The organism is Thiobacillus denitrificans DSM 12475, assembly GCF_000376425.1.
Taxonomy (GTDB): domain Bacteria; phylum Pseudomonadota; class Gammaproteobacteria; order Burkholderiales; family Thiobacillaceae; genus Thiobacillus; species Thiobacillus denitrificans.
This window is the reverse complement of record NZ_AQWL01000001.1, coordinates 268,863-284,269: the sequence shown is the minus strand read 5'-3', so window position 1 is coordinate 284,269 and position 15,407 is coordinate 268,863. Positions and strand designations below refer to the sequence as shown.

19 protein-coding genes and 1 pseudogene are annotated in these 15,407 nt (G+C 61.5%); all 20 read right to left on the bottom strand.

Going from position 1 to position 15,407, the window contains the following annotated elements; all coding sequences use genetic code 11:
• Position 1 precedes the first annotated feature (1 nt).
• Positions 2–778 (bottom strand): FkbM family methyltransferase, encoded by a 777-nt coding sequence (locus B059_RS0101520; RefSeq protein ID WP_081601561.1) that lies wholly within the window; start codon positions 776–778, stop codon positions 2–4.
• Between the two features lie 20 nt (positions 779–798).
• Complete coding sequence (locus B059_RS18470; RefSeq protein ID WP_018076470.1) at positions 799–2,109, bottom strand: flippase; 1,311 nt, start codon at positions 2,107–2,109, stop codon at positions 799–801.
• A 106-nt stretch (positions 2,110–2,215) separates the two neighbouring features.
• Positions 2,216–3,373, bottom strand: a complete 1,158-nt coding sequence (locus tag B059_RS0101510; RefSeq protein WP_018076469.1) for an O-antigen ligase family protein — start codon at positions 3,371–3,373, stop codon at positions 2,216–2,218.
• A 71-nt stretch (positions 3,374–3,444) separates the two neighbouring features.
• Positions 3,445–3,927, bottom strand: a complete 483-nt coding sequence (locus B059_RS21580) for an asparagine synthase C-terminal domain-containing protein (RefSeq protein WP_336433332.1) — start codon at positions 3,925–3,927, stop codon at positions 3,445–3,447.
• Positions 3,928–4,105: 178 nt separating this feature from the next.
• Positions 4,106–4,306: pseudogene (locus B059_RS21575) on the bottom strand (asparagine synthase-related protein); the annotation flags it as partial.
• Complete coding sequence (locus B059_RS21570; protein WP_272867451.1) at positions 4,245–4,526, bottom strand: asparagine synthase-related protein; 282 nt, start codon at positions 4,524–4,526, stop codon at positions 4,245–4,247. The pseudogene B059_RS21575 and the gene B059_RS21570, both read right to left, overlap by 62 nt.
• Positions 4,527–4,595: 69 nt before the next feature.
• Positions 4,596–5,135 carry an asparagine synthetase B family protein gene (locus B059_RS19820; protein WP_026177226.1) on the bottom strand — a complete coding sequence of 180 codons (540 nt, stop codon included), beginning with the start codon at positions 5,133–5,135 and terminating at the stop codon, positions 4,596–4,598.
• Positions 5,136–5,187: 52 nt separating this feature from the next.
• On the bottom strand, positions 5,188–5,850 hold the full coding sequence (gene hisG, locus B059_RS0101490; RefSeq protein ID WP_018076468.1) for an ATP phosphoribosyltransferase: 663 nt from the start codon (positions 5,848–5,850) through the stop codon (positions 5,188–5,190).
• A 12-nt stretch (positions 5,851–5,862) separates the two neighbouring features.
• Complete coding sequence (gene murA / locus B059_RS0101485; RefSeq protein ID WP_018076467.1) at positions 5,863–7,116, bottom strand: UDP-N-acetylglucosamine 1-carboxyvinyltransferase; 1,254 nt, start codon at positions 7,114–7,116, stop codon at positions 5,863–5,865.
• Positions 7,117–7,353: a BolA family protein gene (locus B059_RS0101480; protein WP_018076466.1), complete on the bottom strand. Its 237-nt coding sequence runs from the start codon at positions 7,351–7,353 to the stop codon at positions 7,117–7,119.
• Between the two features lie 30 nt (positions 7,354–7,383).
• The gene (locus B059_RS0101475) at positions 7,384–8,139 is read right to left on the bottom strand and encodes an ABC transporter permease (protein WP_018076465.1); all 756 of its coding nucleotides are present in this window, start codon (positions 8,137–8,139) and stop codon (positions 7,384–7,386) included.
• Positions 8,136–9,044 carry an ABC transporter ATP-binding protein gene (locus B059_RS0101470; protein ID WP_018076464.1) on the bottom strand — a complete coding sequence of 303 codons (909 nt, stop codon included), beginning with the start codon at positions 9,042–9,044 and terminating at the stop codon, positions 8,136–8,138. The genes B059_RS0101475 and B059_RS0101470 overlap by 4 nt, the downstream gene beginning before the upstream one ends.
• Complete coding sequence (locus B059_RS0101465; RefSeq protein ID WP_018076463.1) at positions 9,041–9,319, bottom strand: STAS domain-containing protein; 279 nt, start codon at positions 9,317–9,319, stop codon at positions 9,041–9,043. Before B059_RS0101465 ends, B059_RS0101470 begins: the two co-directional genes overlap by 4 nt.
• Positions 9,316–9,951 (bottom strand): MlaC/ttg2D family ABC transporter substrate-binding protein, encoded by a 636-nt coding sequence (locus B059_RS0101460; protein ID WP_018076462.1) that lies wholly within the window; start codon positions 9,949–9,951, stop codon positions 9,316–9,318. The genes B059_RS0101465 and B059_RS0101460 overlap by 4 nt, the downstream gene beginning before the upstream one ends.
• Positions 9,952–10,020: 69 nt before the next feature.
• Entirely contained in the window at positions 10,021–11,382 is a 1,362-nt protein-coding gene (locus tag B059_RS0101455; RefSeq protein WP_018076461.1) for a TolC family protein, read from the bottom strand.
• Positions 11,379–11,846: an outer membrane lipid asymmetry maintenance protein MlaD gene (gene mlaD / locus B059_RS0101450; RefSeq protein ID WP_018076460.1), complete on the bottom strand. Its 468-nt coding sequence runs from the start codon at positions 11,844–11,846 to the stop codon at positions 11,379–11,381. Before mlaD ends, B059_RS0101455 begins: the two co-directional genes overlap by 4 nt.
• Before the next feature lie 2 nt (positions 11,847–11,848).
• Complete coding sequence (gene mlaE / locus B059_RS0101445; protein WP_018076459.1) at positions 11,849–12,637, bottom strand: lipid asymmetry maintenance ABC transporter permease subunit MlaE; 789 nt, start codon at positions 12,635–12,637, stop codon at positions 11,849–11,851.
• 1 nt (position 12,638) lies between these two features.
• Positions 12,639–13,442 carry an ABC transporter ATP-binding protein gene (locus tag B059_RS0101440; RefSeq protein ID WP_018076458.1) on the bottom strand — a complete coding sequence of 268 codons (804 nt, stop codon included), beginning with the start codon at positions 13,440–13,442 and terminating at the stop codon, positions 12,639–12,641.
• 87 nt (positions 13,443–13,529) lie between these two features.
• A complete protein-coding gene (locus tag B059_RS0101435; protein ID WP_018076457.1) occupies positions 13,530–13,985 on the bottom strand; it encodes a DUF72 domain-containing protein in 456 nt (151 codons plus the stop codon).
• A gap of 24 nt (positions 13,986–14,009) precedes the next feature.
• On the bottom strand, positions 14,010–15,377 hold the full coding sequence (gene cysS, locus B059_RS0101430; RefSeq protein WP_018076456.1) for a cysteine--tRNA ligase: 1,368 nt from the start codon (positions 15,375–15,377) through the stop codon (positions 14,010–14,012).
• Between the last annotated feature and the right edge of the window lie 30 nt (positions 15,378–15,407).

The following is a 15,407-nucleotide window of genomic DNA, read 5'->3' as shown; positions in this document are numbered from 1 at the left end:
CTCAACTTCTGGCGATGTATTGCTGTTGCACCCAGAAAGAGTCGGACTGCACGCCGTCGTCCGACAACTGGAAATACACCAATTCGAAATTATTCTGTCTCAACAAGCGCTCGATATCCCAGTAGAGTTTCTGTCCCTCCCAGTACTGCCGGTACTCTCCTTCAACCTGTATCGATTTGACCTTCGACAATTCCTCGCCGAAGCCATCGAGAACTTCGTAATTCGCACCTTCCACGTCGAGCTTCAAAAAGTCGACCGACTGGATCTGGTTGTCCCGAATGAACTTATCCATTCTGATCACTTCGACTTCGATGTCGACAAAGTTGCGGCTATCGGCGGTCAAACCCTTCCTCAGGGACGAGATGCCACTGTTCCCGTATTCATTGTTTTCCACGTCAATGGCGTGGAACACTGCCCTGCCGTTGTGATCGGAAATCGCAAAATCGTAGCTGTTGAAGTTGTAGAGTTCTCGCACCGCCTTGATGATCGCCGTGTGGGGCTCGAAGACATAGATATCCAAGTCCGCCAGGCCAAAACGCTTCCTGAGATATTCCGCATCCTGTGCATAATTTGCGCCGATCTCGAAAATATTCGACGGCTTGAAGGTGCAGAACTTTTCGACAAGGTCGGCATAGAGCGCCATCGCCCTTCCATCAGACACCGCTCTGGGATGAACCTGGATTTTTACACGCGGCCTGATCTTGACGCTTATCTCGGTCTTCGTTATCGCCTCGACGAGTCGGCGAACTTTTCCAAGCAAGAAAATTGCAAATTTCATAATGATTTGGTTTGGTTTGGCTATTTTCTGTTGTTCAGAAATATCCCGGTTTTCGAATTAAGGATGGCTAAAGAGAGTAGGGTCGATCCTACTGCAGTTATCAAAGTGGAAATCGCTGCCCCAATCCCCCCGTAGAGGGGTATCAACATGAAATTGAGCAGCACATTCGACACGACGGAAAAGATCGACACCACAAATCCGGCCTTCAACAAGCCTTCGATATAAAACATCTGGTTCAGAACAAAGAAGACCAGATAGGGCACGCCAGTCCAGATATAGATAGCCAAGTAAGTTCCGGCAGCGGCATACTGCTGGCCATAAATCAGATGGACAACCTGGTCGGACAGCAAGAAAATGATGACAGCAGCTGGCAGNACGCCTGTTGCCATCAGTTTGGTTACTTGAAGAATTCTCTTCCGGTAAAGTTCCTCGCTTTTTGCTTTTGCCGCAATGATAGACGGATAAATGGACGAACCGATGATGCCGGGAATTATCAGCCACACCTCGGCCAATCGGACAGCCGCGGAATAGTTGCCGACGACTGTATTGTTGACCATAGACCCGAGCATCACCTGATCCATTCTCATGTTGATCATTGAGGCCATGGACCCAAGTATCAGCGGCCAGCTTTCCATGAGCAGGCTTTTTGCGCGGGACCGGCTTGCGCGCCAGTTCAACAACCAGCCCGCTTGCCTCGCGTAGACCAGCAACAACAATGACCCCGCCAATGCGGTTTCCGCCAACGCCGCCCATACAAAGGCCAGCAGCGGCGCCTTGACCAGGATCAAACCGACCCTGATCGCCGCCAGAATGAGAAAGACGCCGTTTTCCACCCATACGGTGTACTTGGATCTGACCTGCGATTCAAACCAGTACTTCACCACCTCTGACGCCTTGAATACCAAGGCAAACCCGAGTATTGCAACCATTGCCCTAGCTAGGTCGTCAGCCGGCCTCATGACGCTGATAGCCACGACAGCCAGAACAAAAGCCAGGAAACCACCCATCAATTGCAGCAGGAAAGTCGTGCCCAGGGTGAGGCTGGCTCCATCCGCCTTCTGAACCAGATCCCGCACAACGATGCCATTCAACCCCAAACCGGCGACCGCCCCGAACAGGGCAACGATGGCCATGGCATAGTTCATGAGACCGAACTGCTCAGGCCCCAGATATCGCGCTACCCATACGCCGACAAGCAGCCCCATCCCCATGCGGAGTATCTTGTCGCCCAACAGCCAGCCCGTATTGGTGAGCGCTTTTTGCAGATTTGGGCGATGCTCGATTCTGGCCCTCAGGCTTGCCGGCAGGAGCTTGAGCCATATCGGGGTCAATTTGGGTGCAACTCCACTCGATACGCCGGGATCAGAGTCCCGGCCAACATAACAGGCTTCATTTCACCGGAGATATATTGACGGAGGTTTCTTGCCATTTCACCGATCAACCTTGCTCACGCCCAGGTTTCCCGGAATCCGGATTATAGAGTGCAAGAAGAAACGACACGAACATGGCCACATGGTAGGACCGATACGATTGCTCCAGCATCGTTGCGACAAGGATGCCCGCCACAGCCGCATACATGACCCCATGCTGCAAGGAACGAAGATTCGCCGCACCAGCCATGACTGCCAGGATTTGTGCACCATAGAACATCATGTACAAGGCCAGTCCGACCACACCCAATTCATACCAGCAGTCCAGCAGCAGGTTGTGCAGGTGCCCCACCTTGTATGTCTCGTTGATCACCACGGGCGGGTACAGCCCCACATTGCTGGGGCCGCCGCCCAGCCACTGGTTGGGCGGCGGAATGGTGATCGCCTGATACCAGAGCTGCGTGCGGAAGCTGCTCAACTGGTTGAGGAAAGTGAACCAGTACTCGTGCGTATGCTCTGCCTGGCTCAGCACATGCCCGGCCGGGTCGAACGCGAGGATCAGCGCAATAAACAGGAGCGAGGTTCCTCCCAGCGCCAGCAGGCGCTTGTTGGGGACAACGAAGAACACAAGCACTGCGAGCGCCCCGGCCAGGGTGACCACCTCGGTCAGGCTGTTGGAAAAAACCAGCAGCAGGGTCAGACTGGCCAGGCAGGCCAGGCTCAGGACAACACGGATTTTGCCCTTGACGGTCTGCCAGATGAAATAAAGCGCGAAGGGGGCAAGATAGGCCGGTACCAGGCCGTGCACCTGCAGTTCGGGATGGAAGTCGGACGACATCGACAGGATGAGAAACTGGGCTGCATAGTATGCAAAGCCGATCAGGCCTGCCACGCCGATCATTCTGACGGCACGCTCCAGGCTGAATTCGGGGATGGTGCGCACCAGTGCCCAGGTGATGAAGTAGCTGGACCCCAGCAAGGCATACTGCACCCACTTGCCGTAGGCGCCGTCAGGATTGATCGACAGCGCAGCGCTGAGCGTGCCCCATGCCAACAGCGCCAGGTACAGGACCGATGCGGCTGGCGGGAACGCGAAGCTGCGCGTGCGGACCAGCAGAACCACCGCGGTGACCCAGTAGAGCATATAGCTTGTGTTGCCCAGTCCGCGCCCGACCTGATAGAGCAGCGCAATGAAGACCGGTGCCAGCAGCAGCCAGTAGCGCATGCTGTGTGTTCCAGTGAGTACATCGCTCCAACCGGGGTTTTCGGGGCTCATGACAAGAGTTTTGTTTTCTTTCATTTCCATACCGTTGGTGCCAGATGGCGCGCATTGAAAAATATTGGATATTGGGTATGTCGGTTCATTGCGCGATGAACGCCAGCGGATCCGCCTGGTCGGCCGGCTTTTCGCCGCCCGACTCGATGTGAATGCGATGCCAGATCGCAAAGTTCAGCAGCGTCCACAGCGCGGTGCGGTGCTGTGCTTTGCGCCCTGCTGTTGTGCGCGCAGGAGCTTGCGCACCTCAGACGGATCGAACCAGGTGCGGATGCCGCCCGCTTCCGGCAGGACCTATGGTCGCGCGGCAGATAGCGTTCGCCCCACAGCCGCAGGAAGCGCTTGCCGGTACGCTTTTCGATCTTGTAGGCGTCCGGCAGCGCCAGCCCGAACTCGACCACCCGATGGTCGAGGAACGGCACGCGACCTTCCATGCCCCAGGCCATCAGCATACGGTCGGCCTTGATCAAGAGATCGTCGGGCAGCCAGGTTTCCAGATCCACGCATTGCATGCGCTGCAGCCGCGTCCACTGCTGTGGGGTATGCTGCCACGCCTGCCGGAAGGGTTGCCGCCAACCGGGCAAGACTTCGGCCAATCACGGGCTGAACAATACCGGGCGGGCCGCCCTTGCTGCGGAAGCTGCCGCTGCCAGGCGCGCGCATCGCCGCCCAGGCCCGCTTGATCCAGGGTGAGCGATAACGCCCATAGCCGGCGAACACTTCGTCCCCGCCTTCGCCTGAAAACACCACTTTCAGTTCGACGCCCACTCGCTCGGCCAGCATCGACACCGGCAGGTTGGCGTAATCGGCGGTGAGGTCGTCAACCGCCCATACGCTGCGCGGCAGACAGTCCAGCATGCCGTCGGTACTGACCTCGAACACACTGTGGCGGGTGTGGAACTGCGCGACGACGCGCTGTGCCGCATCGAGTCATCGACCTCGTTGTGCACCGAAGTGCCGGGGAAGCCCACCGAGAACGTGTGCAGAGGTTTGTCCATGCGTTGGCCAGTTGGGCCGCCAGCAGGGAAGAATCGACCCCTCCCGAGAGGAACAGGCCCAGCGGGACGTCGACACACATATGGATGTCCATCACGTCTTTCATCAAGATGTCGAAACGTTCCAGCGCTTCGTTCAAACCAAGACTGAGCGGGGTGATCTGCAACGACGACCACTAGGCCTGCACTTCCATCGTCAGGGCACGGGTATCGATCCGGGCTAGATGCGCGGGCGGCAATTTCGCAACGCCTTGCAGCAGCGTGCGCGGCGCGCAGGTGAAATTGGACTGCAGGAGTTGGGCAAGTCCTTGCGGATCGACCTCGGGCTTCCCCAGCCAGGGCAGCAGCGCTTTGATCTCGGACCCAAAAACCAGCCCCCGGCTATCGGGACAGTAGTAAAGCGGCTTGATGCCGAGTCGGTCGCGCGCGAGGATCAGCTCGCAGCGCTGCGCATCGTGGAGCGCGAAGGCAAACATGCCCTGCAGGCGATCGAGGAAGGCGATCCCCCAGGCCTCGTAGTCGTGCAGGAGCGTTTCGCAGTCGGAGTGGGTGGCGAAGCAGTGGCCGAGCGTTTCCAGTTTGGCGCGCAGTTCGCGGTAGTTGTAGATCTCGCCGTTGGCGACCAGCGCAAGGCTGCGGTCCTCGGCGTTGCGCCATGTCGTCGAGCAGGGTATCTCGACCGGCGTGGCTGAGACGACGCCTGCGATCTCACACATGCTTAAGCCCTGCCGTGCGTCGGCGTTCGGTCGTCACGCGCCGCGGAGCGCCTCAGCGCGCGCCGCCGGCAGCGACTGCCGACGCGAATGCATCGATCACCGGCTGGATCAGGCGGCGCTTGAGCTTCAACGCCGCCTGATTCACCACCAGCCGCGAACTGATGTCGCTGATATGTTCCACCGCGACGAGCCCGTTGGCCTTGAGCGTGCCGCCAGTGGAGACGAGATCGACGATGACATCGGACAGTCCGACCAGCGGCGCCAGTTCCATCGAGCCGTACAGCTTGATGAGGTCGATGTGCACGCCCTTGGAGGCAAAATGGTCGCGCGCCGCATTGACGTATTTGGTGGCGACGCGGATGCGCGCGCCCTGCTTCACCGTCCCCGCATAGTCGTAGCCTTCACGCACCGCGACCATCATGCGGCAGCGCGCGATCTGCAGGTCGAGCGGCTGATAGAGGCCGTTGCCGCCATGTTCGTTCAACACGTCCTTGCCAGCGATGCCGAGGTCGGCGGCGCCGTATTGCACGTAGGTCGGCACGTCGCTGGCGCGCACGATGATCAGGCGCACGTCGTCGCGGTTGGTGCCGATGATGAGCTTGCGCGAGGACTCGGGGTTCTCGGTCGGAGTGATGCCGGCCGCAGCCAGCAGCGGCAGGGTTTCTTCAAAGATGCGGCCCTTGGACAGGGCCAGCGTGATGCCTGAATTGCTCATGTTCGATGTCTGTCAATGCATGCGCTTGATGCGCGCGCCGAGCTGGGTCAGCTTCTCCTCAATGCGCTCGTAGCCGCGATCAAGGTGATAGATGCGCTCGATGGTGGTCTCGCCTGCCGCCACCAGGCCGGCCAGTACCAGGCAGGCCGAGGCACGCAGGTCGGTGGCCATGACGATGGCGCCGTCCAGTCGCGGCACACCGCGCACTAAAGCAGTGTGGCCGGAAACCTCGATGTTCGCACCGAGGCGGCGCAGCTCCTGCACGTGCATGAAGCGGTTTTCGAAAATGGTTTCGGTGACGCTGGCGGCGCCGTCGGCGATGGCGTTCATCGCCATGAACTGCGCCTGCATGTCGGTTGGAAACGCCGGATGCGGCGCGGTGCGCACGTCCACGGCCTTCAATTTGCCGTCGGATTCGACCTCGATCCAGTCCGGCCCCGTCTCGACCTTCGCGCCCGCCTCACGCAGCTTGGCGATCACGGCTTCCAGCGTGTCGGGCTGGGTGTGGGTGGCGCGCACGCGGCCGCCGGTCATCGCGGCGGCGACCAGGAAGGTGCCGGTCTCGATGCGGTCGGCCATCACCGAATAGTCGGCGCCGTGAAGCTTGTCGACGCCGTGAATGGTAATGACGTCGCTGCCGGCGCCTTCGACGTTGGCACCCATCGCGGCCAGGCAGCGCGCCAGGTCGACCACCTCGGGCTCGCGCGCGGCGTTTTCCAGCACCGTGGTACCGTCGGCCAGCGCGGCGGCCATCATCAGGTTCTCGGTACCGGTCACGGTGACCATGTCCATCACGATGCGCGCGCCCTTGAGACGCTTGCAGCGGGCATGGATGTAGCCATGTTCGATCTGGATGTCGGCCCCCATCGCCTGCAGACCCTTGATGTGCAGGTCGACCGGGCGCGAACCGATGGCGCAGCCGCCGGGCAGGGAGACGCGCGCCTCGCCGAAGCGCGCCAGCGTCGGCCCCAGCACCAGAATCGCGGCGCGCATGGTTTTCACCATTTCGTAGGGGGCTTCCTTGTGCGGGATCGATTCGCCGCACAGGGTGACGCGGTTCTGGTCGTCCAGCGTGACGCGCACGCCCATGTGGCCGAGCAGCGCCAGCATGGTGCTGATGTCCTTGAGATGCGGCACATTGCCGAGACGCAGCGGTTCCACGGCAAGTAGGCTGGCGGTGAGGATCGGCAGCGCGGCATTCTTGGCGCCGGAAATGCGCACCTCACCGGCGAGCGGATTGCCGCCGTGGATCAGCAGCGCATCCATTCAGCGCGCGGCCCAGTCTTCGGGAGTGTAGGTCTTCATCGACAGCGCGTGGATCTGCGCGTGCATACGCGAACCCAGCGCGTCGTACACCAGGCGGTGCTGCTGGATCATGTTCTTGCCGGCAAAGGCGGGGCTGACGATGACCGCCTGGAAATGCTGGCCGTCGCCGTCCAGCTCGATGTGGTCGCACGGCAGTTTCTCGGTAATCCAGCCTTTGATGTCGTCGGGAGTAACCATGTCTGTTTTGCCTCGCTCGTCTTTCGCAATCTAGTGTCTGAGTTTGTAGCCGCGCTTCAGCAGCATCAGAGTGAGGGCGGATATTGCCACAAAGCAGGCCCCGGCGACCAGCAGACCGAGCCAGGGATCGGTGTCGGACTGCCCGACAAACGCATAGCGGAAGCCGTCGATCAGGTAGAACACCGGGTTAACGTGCGAGACGGCCTGCCAGAAAGGCGGCAGCGAGTGGATCGAATAAAACACGCCGGACAGGAAGGTGAGTGGCAGGATGAGGAAATTCTGGAACGCCGCCAGCTGGTCGTATTTTTCCGCCCAGATCCCGGCGACGATGCCGACCGCCCCCATGATCGCGCAGGCCAGCACTGCATACGCCAGCAGCCAGCCAGGCTGTGGCATCTGCCACGGCGCGAACCACAGGGTCACCATCCATACGCCGAGCCCGACGATCAGCCCGCGCAAGACCGCCGCCCCCAGATAGGCGAGGAAAAATTCCAGATACGACAGCGGCGGCAGCAGCACGAATACGATGTTGCCCTGCATTTTCGACTGGATCAGGCTGGACGAGCTGTTGGAAAACGCGTTCTGCAGCATGCTCATCATCACCAGCCCCGGCACCAGAAACTGGGTGTAGGAGACACCGGGATAAACCTCGACATGTCCTTCCAGCACCTGGGAAAAAATCAGCAGGTACAGCAGCGCCGTCACCACCGGGGCGACCACGGTCTGCACCACCACTTTCCAGAAGCGCAGCAGTTCCTTGTAGAAGAGCGCCGGCAATCCAGTCATGTGCGCTTCATGATGTCGGTGAAGACATCCTCCAGGTCAGGTTCCAGCAGGTGCATCTCGGTCACACGGATTCCGGCGCCGCGCAGGTCGGCAAGCAGGGTTTCCAGTTCGCCATAGTCGCTGAAATTGACGCGCCAGCAGCCGTCGGCATCGCGTTGCAGGCGGCCCTGCCAGGCGGGTGGCACGGATTCGGGGTCGAACCGCAGCTGGGCGCAATGCTCGTTGGTCAGTTGCAGCAGGTTGCGCGTGGCGTCGAGGGCGACGACGCGTCCGCTTTTCAGCATGGCGATGCGGCCACACAGTGCCTCGGCCTCTTCCAGATAATGCGTGGTCAGCAGGATGGTGTGCCCCTCGCGGTTGAGGCGGCTGATGAATTCCCACAGCGAGCGGCGCAGATTGACGTCGACACCGGCGGTCGGTTCGTCCAGCACGATGACCGGCGGCTTGTGCACCAGCGCCTGCGCCACCAGCAGGCGACGCTTCATGCCGCCCGACAGGTTCTGCGTGTTCTTGTCGGCGTGCTGGGTGAGATCGAGGTGATGCATGATCTCGTCGATCCAGCCATCGTTGTGCTTGAGGCCGAAATAACCGGACTGGATGCGCAGGGTTTCGCGCACGTTGAAGAAGGGATCGTAGACCAGCTCCTGCGGCACCACGCCGAGGGCGCGGCGCGCCTGGCGATAGTCGCGCACCACGTCGTGGCCCATGATGGCGGCATGACCCGAATCGGCCCGGGCGAGCCCGGCCAGAATCGAGATCAGTGTGGTCTTGCCCGCTCCGTTGGGCCCCAGCAGGCCGAAAAACTCACCCTGCTGGATATCGAGCGAAACCCCGTCGAGCGCCTGGGTGGTGCGGAAGCGCTTGCGCAGTTCGCTGACACGGATCGCGGGGTTTGTCTGGCTCATGCGGGCAACAGCTCGGACACCCCATACAGTTCGGCCAGGGTAACAAAGCTGGCGGGCAGGCCGGTACAGCTCAGCGTGCGGCCCGACTGCCGGGCCTGGCGCATGGCACTGAAGATGAGCGCAAGGGCGGCCGAATCGGCGGTCTCGACTCCGCTGAAATCCAGCGTATCGACCTGCTGCGCGAGGTGCGGCCGCAATTCGCGCAGCAGGCCGCCGACGCTGTCGACGGTCACCGCGCCGGCGATACGGCAGCGCGTGCCCTCACATGCAATCACGAGCCGGGGCGCGGCGCCGGTTTGGACGTCCCGCGTTCGGACTGGGCAGCCAGGGTCTTGATCAGGCCGTCGATCCCGTTCTGCCGGATGGTGCTGGAAAAGGACGCGCGATAATTGGTCACCAGGCTGACGCCGTCGATCGACACATCGTAAACCTTCCAGCCGAAGGCAGTTTTGTACATGCTGTAGTCGATCGGAATGGGCTGTCCGCCCGGCTGGCGGATCTCGGAACGCACGGTCACGTCGGTTTCGTCCGGCTTCATCGCCAGCGGCTTGAATTCGACCGTCTGGTTGGTGAACGCTGTGAGCGAGCTGGAATAGGTGCGCACCAGCAGGTTGCGGAACTCGGTCACCAGTTCCTGTTTCTGCTTGGCGGTGGCACGCGGCCAGTGCTTGCCGACGGCCAGCTGGGTCATGCGGTTGAAATCGAAGTTGGGAAGGATCTTGGCTTCGACCAGCTGATACACCTTGCTCTGGTTGCCGTTCTGGATATCCTTGTCCTGCTTCAGGATCGTGAGGACTTCCTGCGTGGTGGTGCGTGCCAGCACATCGGGCGGCGTATCGGCGGCCAACGCTGGTCCGCTGTTGAGTCCCAGCACCAGTGCCAGCGGCAAAAAGAATGTGCGCAACATGTTCGTAGGTATTCCTGTTCGAGAAAATCGGAGTTGTATGAACCGGGTCAAGGAGTAGACGCCCGCCGCTTACTTGAGTTCACCCGTCAGGCGCGCCAGTTGCGCCACGTTCATGTTGTAGTCGTTGACCGTGCGCAGATATTCGGTCTGCGTCAGGACGTAATTCTTGAGCGCGTTGGCCACCTTGTCGGCGCTTTCGATCCCGGCCGCAAAATCGGCCAGCGACGCCACCATCCAGCGCCGCGCCGCCGCTGCGCCTTCACCCAGATCGCGTTGCGCATTGTAGTTGGCCTCGGCATTGGCATAGGCCTCGCCCACTTCGAACGGAATGCCTGCCACGGCAAACGCCTTCTTGTGGTTGAGCGCTTCCAGTTCGGCCTGTGCCTGGTTGACGCGGGCGCTGGCGGCACCGAACACGGTGTCCCATTTCACGCCCACCACCGGAGTCAGGCCGCCGCCGTTGAAGGGGTCGTAGAGATAGGGGTTGTCCAGCCGCTCGCGTTGCGAAGCGTAGTTGAATTGCCCGATCACGCCGGCGTACACGTCCGGCATGCGATCGGCTTTCTTGGCCGCCACCAGGGCGCGGCGGGCACGCAGACCGGCTTCGAGCTGCTGCATTTCGGGGCGTTCCTGCAAGGCGCGCGACTGGAACTCGGCCAGATCGACACGCGGGAAGGCAACCGGTTCGAGACGCTCGTCGGCCACCTTCAGGTCGGCCTTCAACCCAGCACCGGTCAGCACCTTGAGGCCATCCAGGCTGATTTTCTCGATGGCGTGCGACTGGTACACGTACTTGGCCAACAGGCCTTTGGCCGCTTGCAGCGCATACAGGTCGGACTGCTTGGCCTCGCCGGTTTCTTCCTTGAGATCACGCTCGACCGAGGTGATGGCCCGATCCAGCCGGCCCTGCATGTCTTCCAGGAAAACCCGGATATCGCGCGCGGTCAGATAGCCGAAATAGGCGCGTTTGGTGTCGTAGACCGTGTCGCCGCGTGTTTGCTTGAGTTCGCCGCGCTTGAGATCGATGTTGCCGCGTGCGGCCTCGCCGTAATGCTCGATCTTGCCGAAGGTGTAGAGCGGCTTGATCAGGGCGAAATCCAGATGCGTCCAGTCGGAAATGCCTTCGATCCTGTCGGCGTCGGTGCGCGGATTGGTTCCGTTAAAAGCCCCGCCCTGGTAGAAGCCGCCCTCGGCTTCCGGCGCCAGTCCGATGAAGGCGTTGGCGCTGACCCGCCAGCCGGCGTTGCCTTGTACTTCCTCCAGCATGCCGCGCGCAGCTTCGACCACCTGTTCGCGCTCCTTGATGCGGGGGTCGGCCGCCAGGCTCATTTCCACCGCCTGCTGCAGGTTGATGGTATCCGCCTGCCCTGGCAGGGCGGCCAGCAACAGGCCGGCCGCCAGCAGGGTACGGGTGAGTGGGTTGATTTTCATTGTGGCGCTCCTTCTTGAGCCTTACCGTATATAAAGTGGCCGATCAGATTTTCCAGCACCACGGCGTCCTGCGTGATGAGAATCCGGTCCTTGTCTTTCAGCTTCGAACTGTCGCCGCCGGCCTCCAGGCCGACGTATTGCTCGCCCAGCAGGCCCGAGGTCATGATGGCGGCAGTGGTGTCCTTGGGGAAAGCATAGCGCTTGTCCACACGAAGTGTGACGGCCGCTTCGTAGGTTTCATTGTCAAAACGGATATCCGCCACCCGGCCCACCACCACCCCGGCACTTTTGACCGGTGCGCGCGGCTTGAGTCCGCCGATGTTCTCGAAGCGGGCGACGACTTCGTAGCTGTCCGACGTGTTTACGGCACTCATGCTGCCTACCTTGAGCGCCAGAAACAGCAGCGCGGCGATGCCTGCGATGACGAATAATCCCACCCAGAGATCGAGTACGGTCTTGTTCATTGTCAGTTGATTCCCCGGAACATGAATGCAGTCAAAACAAAATCCAACGCCAGCACGGCCAGGCTCGACGTCACCACGGTACGCGTGGTGGCGCCCGACACGCCTTCGGCGGTCGGCGGTGCGTCATAGCCTTCGAACAGCGCGATGGTGGTGATGGCGACGCCGAACACCACGCTCTTGATGACGCCGTTCAGGATGTCCTGTTCGAAATCGACGGCGCTTTGCATCTGCGACCAGAACGAACCTTCGTCCACCCCGATCAGTTGCACGCCGACCAGATAGCCGCCGAAAATCCCCATCGCGGAGAACAGCGCCGCCAGCAGCGGCATCGAAATCACCCCCGCCCAGAAGCGCGGCGCCACCACGCGGGCAATCGGATCGACCGCCATCATCTCCATCGCCGACAGCTGCTCGGTCGCCTTCATCAGGCCGATTTCCGCGGTGATGGCGGAACCGGCACGGCTGGCGAACAGCAAGGCGGCCACCACCGGCCCCAGTTCGCGCACCAGCGAGAGCGCCACCAGAATGCCCAGCGCCTCTTCCGAGCCGTAGGTCTGCAGCGTCTCGTAGCCCTGCAGACCGAGCACCATGCCGACAAACAGCCCCGACACCAGGATGATGATGAGCGAAAGCACGCCGGTGAAGTACATCTCGCGGATGGTCAAGCCGAAGCGGCGGAATGCAGTACCCGAGTGCAGCAGCATCGCGAGGAAGAAACGGGCCGCGAAACCGATGCGCCACACGCCCTGTATCGTGCGATTGCCCAGGTTTTCGATCGATCGTTTGAGCACTTTATCCTCCCAGCCGCAAGTCGTCGGCGTAGGATGGCGCCGGATAATGGAACGGTACCGGGCCGTCGGCTTCGCCGTGCACGAACTGGTGCACATAAGGCAGGTCGGACGCGCGGATATCCTCTGCCGACCCCTTGGCAACGATCACGCCTTCCGAGACAAAATAAACGTAATCGACGATTTTCAGCGACTCCTGCACGTCGTGGGTCACCACCAGCGAGGTCAGCCCCAGCGTATCGGTCAGGCGGCGGATCAGGTTGCCGGTCACGCCCAGCGAAATGGGGTCGAGACCGGCAAACGGCTCGTCGTACATCACCAGCGTGGGCTCCAGTGCAATCGCGCGTGCCAGCGCCACCCGCCGTGCCATCCCGCCCGACAGCTCGGCCGGCATCAACTGCGCGGCGCCGCGCAGGCCGACGGCATGCAGCTTCATCAATACCAGGTCGCGGATGGCGTCTTCCGGCAGGTCGGTGTGTTCGCGTAGCTGGAACGCCACATTGTCGAACACCGACATGTCGGTGAACAGCGCGCCGAACTGGAACAGCATGCCCATCTTGCGGCGCAGGCGATACAGGCCGGCCGGGTCGAGTTCGCCCACCGACTCGCCTGCCACGCGCACCGTCCCCTGGCCGGGCTTGATCTGCCCGCCAATCAGACGCAAGAGTGTTGTTTTGCCGCAACCGCTGCTGCCCATGATGGCTATGACCTGCCCCCGTTTGGCGGTCAGGTTGACCCCCTTCAAAACCGGCCGGGTGCCATAGCCAAATGCGACATCTTCGATTTCGACCAGATTATCGTGTTGCAAAAAATCGAGCCTGTATTTCTGTTCGGGCTGCCATTTTACCGAAGAGCAGCAACCCGCCCACAATGGCGCGGGCGTTTTGCCACTTATTCAGTAGCCCATTATCTGCCTCAGGGTATTGGCCTGTTCCAGCAAACCGAGATTGCCACTGCGGCTGAGTACGAACAGGGGCTCGCCGGTCGCCGCCTGCTGCGCGATGCGTTGTGCCAGCAGACGCAGGTCCGGCGTCTCGTCCAGCCACCAGATATGGCGCGCCTCCCATGCCTGCGTTGCCAGCAGCACACGCGCCTGGGCGGGTTTGGCCGATGCCGCGCCTGCCGGTTCCAGCACGAAATAAAACGCCGCATGGGTATCGTCCAGCCATTGCGCCCAGCTTGTTTTAGAGGCGGCCTGCCAGACGGATGCCGGCAGATAAACCGTCTGGAATTGCGTGTTGTAATAAGACAACATCCAGTCATCCGGCAGGCCGTCCGGATAAAACCCGTTGCGCCACGCGGGATGCTGCCAGCCCACGGCGCCGACCAGGACAAGGAGGCTGGGCGTCATGCTGCGGTCAACGTGACCGGCACTTCAGGTACGTCGCCAGGTGGTACCGCCCGGCCCGTCTTCCAGCACGATACCGGCCGCCGTCAGGGCATCGCGGACGCGGTCGGATTCGGCAAAGTCTTTCGCCTTGCGCGCCGCCTGCCGCGCAGCGATCAGGGTTTCGATCTCCGCCTCGCCGATGCCGCCGTCGGCCGTCTTCGCCTGCAGGAAGTCTGCCGCATCGCGCTGCAACAGCCCCAGCACCCCGCCCAGATGACGCAGCGTCAGCGCCGCGACGGCATCGCCGCGATTCGCCTCGCTCGCCAGATCGAACAGCACCGCCAGCGCCTCGGGGGTATTGAAATCGTCGTCCATCGCCGCCCGGAAGCGCAGCGCCGCAGGCTGGCTCCAGTCGGGCGCGGCCACCTCCGGCGGCACGTTTTTCAGCGCGGTATACAAGCGCGTCAGCGCACCCTTGGCGTCGTCGAGGTGGGCATCCGAATAATTCAGCGGACTGCGGTAATGCGCACGCAGGATGAAAAAGCGCACCACTTCGGCATCGTATTTTTCCAGCACCTCGCGGATGGTGAAAAAATTGCCCAGCGATTTGGACATCTTTTCATTGTCCACCCGCACGAAACCGTTGTGCATCCAGTAGTTCACGAAGGTGCAGCCGTTCGCGCCTTCCGACTGGGCGATTTCGTTTTCATGATGCGGGAATTGCAGATCCTGGCCGCCGCCGTGGATGTCGAAATGGCGGCCGAGCAGGTCGGCGCTCATCGCCGAGCACTCGATATGCCATCCGGGGCGCCCCGCTCCCCACGGCGAGTCCCACGCCGGTTCGCCCGGTTTGGCGGCTTTCCACAGCACGAAATCCATCGGATCGCGCTTGTTGGGGTCGACCTCCACGCGTTCGCCCGCACGCAGTTCGTCGAGGCTCTTGCCGGACAGGCGGCCGTAAGCAGGGAAGGCACGCACGCTGTAATAGACGTCGCCATTGGGTGCCGGATAGGCCAGGCCGTTGCGGATCAATTGTTCGATCAGCGCCAGCATCTGGGCCACGTAGGCGGTGGCGCGCGGCTCATGGTCGGGCGGCAGCACGCCGAGCGCACGCTCGTCCTCGTGCATCGCGGCGATGAAGCGCGCGGTCAACGCGGCGGGTGTTTCATTGTTTTCCTGTGCGCGCTTGATGATCTTGTCGTCGATGTCGGTGATGTTCCGTACGTACTCGACCCGATAGCCGCTGGCGCGCAGCCAGCGCGTCGCCATGTCGAACACCACGAATACCCGTGCATGTCCGAGATGGCACAGATCGTAGACGGTCATGCCGCAGACGTATATGCGGACCACGCCTGGGCTGAGCGGGACAAATTCTTCCTTGGTGCGCGTAAGGGAATTGGTGATATGCAACATGATGCGAACGGCTACGAACGGATGGGTGAC

Coding starts and splice junctions, on each gene's coding strand:
- B059_RS21570 (WP_272867451.1), bottom strand. CDS start 4,526: ATGAAAGACGTGATGGACATCCATATGTGTGTCGACGTCCCGCTGGGC.
- B059_RS19820 (WP_026177226.1), bottom strand. CDS start 5,135: ATGTGTGAGATCGCAGGCGTCGTCTCAGCCACGCCGGTCGAGATACCC.
- B059_RS0101470 (WP_018076464.1), bottom strand. CDS start 9,044: ATGAGCCAGACAAACCCCGCGATCCGTGTCAGCGAACTGCGCAAGCGC.
- B059_RS0101455 (WP_018076461.1), bottom strand. CDS start 11,382: ATGAAAATCAACCCACTCACCCGTACCCTGCTGGCGGCCGGCCTGTTG.
- B059_RS0101475 (WP_018076465.1), bottom strand. CDS start 8,139: ATGACTGGATTGCCGGCGCTCTTCTACAAGGAACTGCTGCGCTTCTGG.
- mlaD (WP_018076460.1), bottom strand. CDS start 11,846: ATGAACAAGACCGTACTCGATCTCTGGGTGGGATTATTCGTCATCGCA.
- B059_RS0101510 (WP_018076469.1), bottom strand. CDS start 3,373: ATGCGCTACTGGCTGCTGCTGGCACCGGTCTTCATTGCGCTGCTCTAT.
- cysS (WP_018076456.1), bottom strand. CDS start 15,377: ATGTTGCATATCACCAATTCCCTTACGCGCACCAAGGAAGAATTTGTC.
- B059_RS0101480 (WP_018076466.1), bottom strand. CDS start 7,353: ATGGTTACTCCCGACGACATCAAAGGCTGGATTACCGAGAAACTGCCG.
- B059_RS0101435 (WP_018076457.1), bottom strand. CDS start 13,985: ATGACGCCCAGCCTCCTTGTCCTGGTCGGCGCCGTGGGCTGGCAGCAT.
- hisG (WP_018076468.1), bottom strand. CDS start 5,850: ATGAGCAATTCAGGCATCACGCTGGCCCTGTCCAAGGGCCGCATCTTT.
- murA (WP_018076467.1), bottom strand. CDS start 7,116: ATGGATGCGCTGCTGATCCACGGCGGCAATCCGCTCGCCGGTGAGGTG.
- B059_RS0101460 (WP_018076462.1), bottom strand. CDS start 9,951: ATGTTGCGCACATTCTTTTTGCCGCTGGCACTGGTGCTGGGACTCAAC.
- B059_RS0101520 (WP_081601561.1), bottom strand. CDS start 778: ATGAAATTTGCAATTTTCTTGCTTGGAAAAGTTCGCCGACTCGTCGAG.